The organism is Arthrobacter sp., assembly GCF_031179385.1.
GTDB lineage: Bacteria > Actinomycetota > Actinomycetes > Actinomycetales > Micrococcaceae > Arthrobacter_D.
The window spans coordinates 1-6,971 of sequence record NZ_JAPSHV010000126.1 but is presented as its reverse complement, the minus strand read 5'-3'; the positions used below and the strand labels follow the sequence as shown (position 1 = coordinate 6,971).

8 protein-coding genes and 1 pseudogene are annotated in these 6,971 nt (G+C 64.5%); 3 read left to right on the top strand and 6 right to left on the bottom strand.

Annotated features, from left to right (window positions below; genetic code table 11):
• Window positions 1-470 (bottom strand): annotated as a pseudogene (locus RIF85_RS13595) (GNAT family N-acetyltransferase); the annotation flags it as partial.
• Window positions 471-1,862, bottom strand: coding sequence for a glycine--tRNA ligase (locus RIF85_RS13590; protein WP_309072434.1), 1,392 nt, complete (start codon window positions 1,860-1,862; stop codon window positions 471-473). It lies immediately after the preceding pseudogene.
• 326 nt (window positions 1,863-2,188) lie between these two features.
• On the opposite strand from RIF85_RS13590, the gene RIF85_RS13585 reads away from it, so the two are divergent.
• Window positions 2,189-2,620 carry a universal stress protein gene (locus tag RIF85_RS13585; RefSeq protein WP_309072433.1) on the top strand — a complete coding sequence of 144 codons (432 nt, stop codon included), beginning with the start codon at window positions 2,189-2,191 and terminating at the stop codon, window positions 2,618-2,620.
• A gap of 154 nt (window positions 2,621-2,774) precedes the next feature.
• On the opposite strand, the gene RIF85_RS13580 is transcribed toward RIF85_RS13585, so the two are convergent.
• On the bottom strand, window positions 2,775-2,966 hold the full coding sequence (locus tag RIF85_RS13580) for a hypothetical protein (RefSeq protein WP_309072432.1): 192 nt from the start codon (window positions 2,964-2,966) through the stop codon (window positions 2,775-2,777).
• A gap of 218 nt (window positions 2,967-3,184) precedes the next feature.
• Here RIF85_RS13580 and RIF85_RS13575 point away from each other — a divergent pair, with 218 nt between their 5' ends.
• The gene (locus tag RIF85_RS13575) at window positions 3,185-4,807 is read left to right on the top strand and encodes a M28 family peptidase (protein ID WP_309072431.1); all 1,623 of its coding nucleotides are present in this window, start codon (window positions 3,185-3,187) and stop codon (window positions 4,805-4,807) included.
• 74 nt (window positions 4,808-4,881) lie between these two features.
• On the opposite strand, the gene RIF85_RS13570 is transcribed toward RIF85_RS13575, so the two are convergent.
• Window positions 4,882-5,850: a DMT family transporter gene (locus RIF85_RS13570; RefSeq protein ID WP_309072430.1), complete on the bottom strand. Its 969-nt coding sequence runs from the start codon at window positions 5,848-5,850 to the stop codon at window positions 4,882-4,884.
• Between the two features lie 61 nt (window positions 5,851-5,911).
• On the opposite strand from RIF85_RS13570, the gene RIF85_RS13565 reads away from it, so the two are divergent.
• Window positions 5,912-6,133, top strand: a complete 222-nt coding sequence (locus RIF85_RS13565; RefSeq protein ID WP_309072429.1) for an RNA-binding S4 domain-containing protein — start codon at window positions 5,912-5,914, stop codon at window positions 6,131-6,133.
• Here the strand turns inward: RIF85_RS13565 and RIF85_RS13560 are convergent.
• Complete coding sequence (locus RIF85_RS13560) at window positions 6,108-6,809, bottom strand: phospholipase (protein WP_309072428.1); 702 nt, start codon at window positions 6,807-6,809, stop codon at window positions 6,108-6,110. The genes RIF85_RS13565 and RIF85_RS13560 overlap by 26 nt on opposite strands.
• Window positions 6,787-6,971 (bottom strand): hypothetical protein (locus RIF85_RS13555; protein ID WP_309072427.1); only part of this gene is annotated, 185 nt, incomplete at its 5' end. The genes RIF85_RS13555 and RIF85_RS13560, both read right to left, overlap by 23 nt.

Here is a 6,971-nt window from a genome sequence, read left to right as displayed (position 1 = left end):
CCGTCGTCGTCCGTGAAGTTCGGAACGGCGAGCGCACCCGGGTTCACCTCGACAATCCGGGAACGCTGGATCTCGCGGAGTCCGGCAGCTTCAGCGAACGCCGCGCCGCCGGAGCCGGGCACCACTTTGGCGCGCAGGGTGGACACGCCCGACGGCGACCTGCCGGCCTCGTGGCGAAGCATCCCGAGGAGGGTGGCGCCGATGCCGGAGCGGCGGTGGTCCTTGCCGACCTCGACGTACGCCCACAACCGCCGGTTGTGAAGCTTCGGCTCGAATACGTAGCCGGCGGCTACGGGTACCGCTACGCCGTCCACGGTGTCCTCAGCGACGATGCAGCGCAGCCATGGGGAGTCCGACGACGGCCGGAACAGCGCGCGGGACTGTTCTGCCGGCGGGCTTTCAGGCCCGCCCCACAGCTGCACGAGTTCGAGGTCGTCGCCTTCACGCCAGGGGCGGTACTGGATTGCCACTTAGGCGCCCACCAACCGCTGCGCGAGGTAGCCCTCGACCTTGTCCAGCGATACCCGCTCCTGCGCCATGGTGTCGCGCTCCCGGATGGTGACGGCCTGGTCCTCGAGGGTGTCGAAGTCCACTGTGATGCAGAAAGGGGTGCCGATCTCGTCCTGGCGGCGGTAGCGGCGGCCGATGGCGCCCGCGTCGTCGAAGTCGATGTTCCAGTTCTTCCGGAGCTGCGCGCCGAGGTCCTTCGCCTTGGGTGAAAGGTCCTCGTTGCGGGACAGCGGAAGTACGGCGGCCTTGACGGGCGCGAGACGCGGGTCGAGCTTCAGGACTGTGCGCTTGTCGACGCCGCCCTTCGCATTGGGTGCCTCGTCCTCGGCGTAGGAGTCCACGAGGAACGCCATGAAGGACCGGGTCAGGCCGGCGGCAGGCTCGATCACGTACGGGGTGTAGCGCTCATTGGTGGCCTGGTTGAAGTAGCTCAGGTCGGTGCCCGAGTGCTTCGAGTGCGTGGAGAGGTCGAAGTCGGTGCGGTTGGCGATGCCCTCGAGCTCGCCCCACTCCGAGCCCTGGAACCCGAACCGGTACTCGATGTCTGTGGTGCCCTTTGAGTAGTGGCTCAGCTTCTCCTGCGGGTGGACGAAGAGGCGCAGGTTGTCCGGATTGATGCCAAGGCCCGTGTACCAGTCGAAGCGTTCCTTGATCCAGTACTCATGCCACTCGTCGTCGGTGCCGGGCTCGACGAAGAACTCCATTTCCATCTGCTCGAACTCGCGGGTGCGGAAGATGAAGTTTCCGGGGGTGATCTCGTTGCGGAAGCTCTTGCCGATCTGGCCGATGCCGAACGGCGGCTTCTTGCGGGAGGTCGTGAGCACGTTGTTGAAGTTCACGAAGATGCCCTGGGCCGTCTCGGGGCGCAGGTAATGCAGGCCCTCCTCGTTGGCGACGGGGCCGAGGAAAGTCTTGAGCAGACCGGAGAATTCCTGCGGCTCGGTCCACTGGCCGCGGGTGCCGCAGTTGGCGCAGGCGATATCGGCGAGACCATTCTCGGGTGCCCGGCCCTTCTTCTCCTCGTACTCTTCCTCGAGGTGATCCGCGCGGTAGCGCTTATGGCAGGACAGGCACTCCACCAGCGGGTCCGAGAAAACCTCGACGTGGCCGGACGCTTCCCACACCTGGCGGGGAAGGATCACTGAGGAATCAAGGCCGACGACGTCTTCACGGCCCCTGACCATCGACTGCCACCACTGGCGCTTGATGTTTTCCTTCAGCTCGGCTCCGAGTGGACCATAGTCCCAGGCGGACCGCGAGCCGCCGTAGATTTCACCGGCCTGGAAAACGAAGCCACGCCGCTTGGCGAGGGAAATGATTGGGTCCAGGGCGGAAACCTGCTTGGCCACGATGAATGCCATCCTCTACATGTTTGGACAGGCCGCTGGGTGCGGTCGTCGACGTGCCGCCGGACAGCGCAGCAGACGGCGATTGAGCGCGAGCTGCCGCGCCGAATGCGGGCGGGCGAAGGTACCACCTTAGCCTACCGAAACCACGTCGACGGCGACGCCCGCCAGACGTCATGCCCAGCGGCAGATCACCGGACATTGCTTCCCGGAATGCGGTCCGGGAATGATTCGTCTCCCATACTGGTAAGGATGTCGGTCCGGGGTGCAAACCCTCGGGTCCAGTTTCCAGACACCGCACCGACGGTGTCGCGTATCAAGGAGGATGCACCATGGCAGGAGTTGTTCTTGTGGGAGTCGACGGTAGCGACACGGCTTTCAAGGCCGCTACCCGGGCGGCCGAACTGGCTAGTGGCCTGGGGACCGAGCTCGTCGTGCTGAGTGCGCATGTGCAGGACAACACGGAGATCGTGAAGATCGGGAGCGACACCTACATCCTCGACGACGCCGAGCGCGCCCTGTCGCTGGCTGGACGCGTTGCAGAGCAGCTGCGTGCAGATCATTCCGGCCTTTCAATCCGTCCGGCGGCCCGCCGCGGGAAACCACAGGACGCGCTGGTCGAAGAAGCCAAGAGTTCCAACGCCCAGCTGCTGGTGGTCGGCAATGTCGGGATGAAGGGCCTGGGTCGCGTTCTGGGTAGCGTCGCAAGCAGTGTTGTCCACGGCGCACCATGTGACGTTTTGGTGGTCAGGACCGCGTCCTGATCCTGGCGCTATGACTTTCCGGCGCCCTTTCCATTCAGCGCCGACCGTAAGCGGCGCCGACCGTAAGCGGCGCCAATCGTAAGCAGCGCCGACGCGGCAGTTCGGCGGTGGGTTCCCAAGCGAGGTTGGGCGGCCCACCGCCGGTGCCTGGGGTTTAGCGCCGGTTGAGGATGCTGCGGAGGATTCCGCCCACGCCTCCCGTGCCACCCCTGTTGACTCCGCCGCGTCCAGTGGACATACCGCGTCCGGTGGACATCCTGCCGGTCCGAGGCGTGCGCCGGGTGGTGCCGCCTGACCTGCCGCCCAACTGGCTGGCAGCGCTTCGAATGATGTTGCTCAGGCCCATGGAGTTCTCCTTTGCGTAGAACTGGATACCCGGTTCGGGATTCCGACCCTACGCCCCTCAGCCGCGCTTCGCCACAACCCTTTCCCCTGCCCGTACCGGTCCCTTGACGCGGTGCGAGGACTATCCATACATTGAGCGAACCCCTGTGGCGTGATCCGCGCCACAGGGGTTCTAGTGTCCGCGACCGCAGGCACATCTGTGCGACAGAAGGAACAACGGTGATCCCTAACGCTCTCTACAAGCGCGCCCATTTTGGGCGTGCATCCCTGGCTTTTGCTGGCGGGCTTGCGCTTGTCGCTTCGGCCGGGCTGGCAGCAACCGCCGTGCCAACCCACGAGAACAGCAACAACAACACTTCCCAGAAACTGCGCAACGCCGTCACGGTTGACCGGGTGGTCGGCCATCTCGATGCCCTGGATTCCGTTGCGGTGGCGCACGGCGGGACCCGCGCATCCGGCACCGCCGGCTACGACGAATCAGTGAACTACGTCGTTGGAAAACTGCAGGCTGCCGGATACACCCCGACGGTGCAGGAATTCACGTTCCCCTACTTCCAGGAGTTGAGCCCTTCCGTCCTGACACAGGTCAGCCCCACCGCGGTGAACTACCCGGCTGGTACCTTCGCCACCATGACCTACTCCGGCGCCGGAGACGTTACCGGCTCCTTTACGACAGTGGACACTACGGGCGCCGTTGGAGCCGGTAACACCAGCGGCTGCGAAGCCGCCGACTTCGCAGGTTTCCCGACCGGCTCAATTGCATTGGTACAGAGAGGAAGCTGTCCCTTTGCTCAGAAGGCAAGCAATGCTGCAGCAGCCGGCGCCACCGCCGTCGTCATCTTCAACACGGGGCTTGCCGGCAGCACAGGCCCGATCGCCGGTACGCTGGGCGCTCCGGGAATCACCATTCCGGTGCTTGGGGCCAGCTACGACGTCGGTGTCGGCCTGATGGGTGACGGTGTCACCGGCCGGGTCGCGGCCGACACCATCTCGGAGAACCGGAAGACCGCCAACGTGCTCGCTGAGACCGCGTCCGGAGATGCCGACAACGTTGTGATGGTGGGAGCGCACCTCGACAGCGTGCAGGCGGGTCCCGGTATCAATGACAATGGCACCGGAAGCGCCGCAATCCTCGCCGTCGCGGAATCGATGAGCAAGGTCCAAACCGCCAACAAGGTCCGTTTCGCCTGGTGGGGTGCAGAGGAGCAGGGACTGCTGGGCGCACACCACTATGTCAATGGTGCTGTGGCGTCCGGCGAGTTGGCCAAGGTCGGCCTGTACCTGAATTTCGACATGATCGGCTCGCCGAACTTCGGCCGCTTCGTGTATGACGGCGACAATTCCGCCTTCCCCGTCGGGCCCGGCGCTGCTGCGGGACCGGCAGGATCGGGGCAAATCGAACAGGACTTCCACGACTACTTCGCCGCGGAAGGACTCCCCTCCGGTGAGACGGCATTCAGCGGCCGCAGCGACTATGGGCCCTTCATCGCGCAGGGTGTCCCCGCCGGGGGGCTCTTCACGGGCGCTGAGGGCGTCAAGACTGAGGAACAAGCCATGCTGTTCGGCGGCGTTGCAGGGGCACCCTACGATGCCTGCTACCACGCTGCGTGCGACGACACCGGCAACGTCAGCATTGAGTCGCTGGACCAGATGAGCGATGCCATCGCCCACCTAACGCTCACCTACGCCCTAAATACGACGGCGGTGAACGGCGTCGGTGACAACGTGAAGGGCAACTTCAAGCAAAAGACCAGCTTCGACGGCAACCCTCTGGGCGGCGGCACGGAGAGCGGCGGCGGACTCCACCCGGAGCACGATCACGACGAAATGGTTGACCAGTAACACGAACCAGTAAGACAAGGACGGGACGGTTCACCGGTACAGGTGACCCGTCCCGTTCTGCTCCAGGCGGTCGATCAGGAGCGCTTAAGGAGGCCCCGGCTCCAGGGGAGGGTTGTCAAAATAATCGCTCCGAGGGCAAGGACAGGCCCTGCAACCGTGGCGAAGACGACGACCGTACCCGGCGTCGGCAACACAAGGTCCAGTGCCAGCGAACCCAGCAGCTGGCCCGCGATCATGCCGAGGCCAGTGAGGAGGACGCCCAGGGACCGCACGAGGAGCGCCCCGATCCCGATGAAAACGCACCCCATCGGCCCGCCGAGGTAGTACCACCAATCCCCCGGCAACGGCTCAGGCGGTCCAACCGCGATCAGCTTCACGAGCCACGCAGCAAGCAGCAGCGTCGACCCGGCAACAAAGTTCATGAGCGTCGCTGTGATCGGAGTGCCGTACTGCATGGCGGCTGTTCCGTTCATCGCCTGCTGGAAGCTCACCAGTATGCCCGCCGCAATGGGAAGCAGGAGCGGCAGGATGAGTGCCGCCGTCGTGCCCGTTTCTCCTAGCCGGGGCGACACCGCCCAGATGACCGCCGCGACGGTCAGCGCTACCCCGATCACACGCATCGGCGTGATGACACGTCGACCGCCCGGCCCGATACCCATCCGGTCAACAGCGAGCCCGCTGAGCGTCTGGCCCATCACGGCGGCAACGGTGAACAGCGCCACTCCGAGGATCGAAATGGTGAGTGCCTGCGAGAAAACGAACAGTGCGCCGATGGTGCCGGCCGCGAGGTAGATGCGGGGAAAGCGGCGCTCCCGTACGGCGGGAATCAGCTGCGCGAACCCCGCCCTGCCGCGTGGCAGCAGGAGGGAGATGAGGATCATCAGCACCAGTCCGGTTCCGAAACTGATGAGTGCGGCGGCAAGGCCGTCCTTGAGGGTTTGTCCGAGGGCGCCGTTGATCCTGCTTTGGAGCGGGATAGCCACTCCGGCGGCGACCGCCAAGGGAAGACCGACGACGGCGGGAAGGTGGCGGGCGCGAGACACCCGTTAACCCTAGGTCACTGATCCGTGAGGAGCAGGTGCGGAGGGCAGGCATGATGGAACTATGAGCAAAGACACTGAGGTTCCGATCCGCGATTCAATGATCAGGCTGGGCCAGCTGGTCAAACTGGCCAACCTTGCCGAGGACGGCGTAGAGGCCAAGGAACTCATCGAGAACGGAATGGTGAAGGTCAACGGCGAAATTGAGGATCGCCGGGGACGGCAGCTTCATGCCGGAGACGCGGTCACCGTCAACGGCGTTACCGTGACCGTGGTGTCCGGCTGACCCCTGGCACAACCATCTGCAGAAATTCCCGGACGTGACCCAGCTCCTGGGCGTTGATGCTGTGGTACATCCCTGCGTAGAGCACCTTGGTGAGCTTCGTATGGCGGTTCAGCCAGCCGTGGGTGAACTCGATGCGATCGGACGGGATGACCGGGTCTTCCTGGTCGCGGCCCCAGAAAAATGGCACCGGATTCGCTTCGAGCGCTTCGTCTTTGAAGAACCCACTGTCTTCAGCTGGGACGACAAAACCCGAAAGCCCGACGACGGCGGCATAGTCGGTGGGGCGGGCCCGCAGCATGGAGCTCGCCACCGCCATGCCCATGGAGAAGCCGAGCAGGGTCACGCTCGAATGGGGTTCCTTGATGGTGTCCACCCAGTCAATGACGTCCTGAACCGCTGCGGTGACCTTGTCCACGGAGTATGCGGTGTCCTGCATCAGGGGGAACCAGGTGAAGCCTGGACCCTGTGCCACCGGTGCGCGGACGGATGCCACCGTGAATTCATCGGGGAGGAAGTCCAGGATGCCCATGAGGTCTTCCTCGTTTGCCATGTGCCCGTGCAGCAGCACCAGCAGCGGGGTGCCGGCACGTGAGTCTTCGGGCTTCGACCAGACAACGACGGGTTCTTTTCCGGAAGCGGGCACAGCGTTGCCGTCAGGCGAGGGAAGAGTGGTCATTGCTCCATGGTGGCATGATTCGTCCGGCGGCCGGGAACCAGCGTTCGCGTAGCCTGCCCTTGCTTGGCAGGATGGCGGAGTGACCGAGACACAGGAGAAGTTGAACGAATACCCCCATCCCTGGAACCGTTATGTCGCCCTCGGTGACTCCTTCACCGAGGG